Here is a 1,497-nt window from a genome sequence, read left to right as displayed (position 1 = left end):
CAATGTTCAATTCTTAGATACAAGAAAAAATAGCGACCAAGGGAACCAAAACAATAACCAAGGTCAAAATGCACCAGTAAATAATGCACCAACTTATGATGAACAGTTTTCAGATGAAGGATTTTTCCCAATGGATAGTGACAATATTCCATTTTAAGATTAAGCCTAGAAATAGGCTTTTTCTTAAAATATAAATGCTGATTTAATTTATATTTTAAGATATAATATTTTCATATTTGGAGTTGGAGGTATATTTATGGTTATTTTAAATGTAAATGGTGAACAGTTTTTATTAGAAAGCGATAAAAAATTAACTGTTGATGATAAAAATTATATTGAAGCTATTTGTACTTATTTTTATGATGAGGATAATGAATGGTATGATAAAATTTATGATATGTCTGTTTATGATATAGCAGAATTATTCCAGAAATCAGTTAAAGATGAAATGGGAATTAGTTTAAAGTTTATGCCAATAGATTTGGAAGTTTCAATAAATGAAGATTAATGCAAAAATTTAAAATGCAATATTCTCTTTAATAAGTCTATTTGTAGACTTATTTTTTTTATATTTGATATAATATTTTTAGATTTTATCGAATGTGTTTTAAGTGAAAGGAGGATATTATGGCAAATGTTATTGATGCTATAATAAATTTAATAAAAAATCCTGTTATACAATTAAATTCTAAAAGCGATTATGTTAGAAATAGAGCGAATAATATGGGGGAAGCACTTGAAGAATACATAAAAGATTTATTTGCTGAAACTATAGAAGAAAAAGATTTACAGAAGAGGATTGCAAAACACAGTGAAATTTTTTCTTATTCAGGAAATCAAAATAATCCTCCAGATTTTATGTTAAGAAATGGAGATGCAGTAGAAGTAAAAAAAATAGAAAGCAAAGGATCTTCTCTGGCTCTAAATTCATCATATCCAAAACATAAGCTTTTTGCAGATAGTCTTATGATTACAAAAAACTGTAGAGAATGTGAAGATTGGAAAGAAAAAGATATCATATATACAGTAGGTGTTGTTGGAAAAGATAAAAAAACCTTGGAATCTTTAGCTTTTGTTTATGGTGAAGACTATTGTGCAAGCAAAGAAATATACGAAAAAATAAAACAAAAATTGAAGAAGGAATCATTACTATACCTGATGTAGAATTTTGTGAAACAAAAGAATTGGGTAGAGTAAATAGAGTTGATCCTTTGGGTATAACTTATTTAAGAATAAGAGGTATGTGGGGAATAGAAAATCCTTTTAAAGCTTTTGAATATATTTACAGCAGAGATTATAATTTTGATTTTAATTTTATGGCGATTATCAATGAGAAAAAGTGGAAAGAGATGGAAAACACTTCTGAATTAGAAAGTTTAATAAGGAATACAGAAAACGCAGGGTTTTCTAAAGAAAAAATCAAAAATCCAGATAATCCAGCAGAATTAAAAGATGTTTATTTAATTACTTATAAAAGAAATGGTGAAAAGATTGAGT

1 protein-coding gene and 1 pseudogene are annotated in these 1,497 nt (G+C 26.5%); both read left to right on the top strand.

Annotated features, from left to right (window positions below; genetic code table 11):
* Positions 1–256: 256 nt before the first annotated feature.
* The gene (locus tag HGPT_RS07880) at positions 257–508 is read left to right on the top strand and encodes a hypothetical protein (protein ID WP_019139301.1); all 252 of its coding nucleotides are present in this window, start codon (positions 257–259) and stop codon (positions 506–508) included.
* Positions 509–627: 119 nt separating this feature from the next.
* Positions 628–1,497: pseudogene (locus HGPT_RS10625) on the top strand (NgoPII family restriction endonuclease); the annotation flags it as partial.

The sequence above is a fragment of the Peptoniphilus timonensis JC401 genome, from assembly GCF_000312025.1.
GTDB lineage: Bacteria > Bacillota > Clostridia > Tissierellales > Peptoniphilaceae > Peptoniphilus_A > Peptoniphilus_A timonensis.
This window is presented reverse-complemented; position numbering and strand designations above follow the sequence as displayed.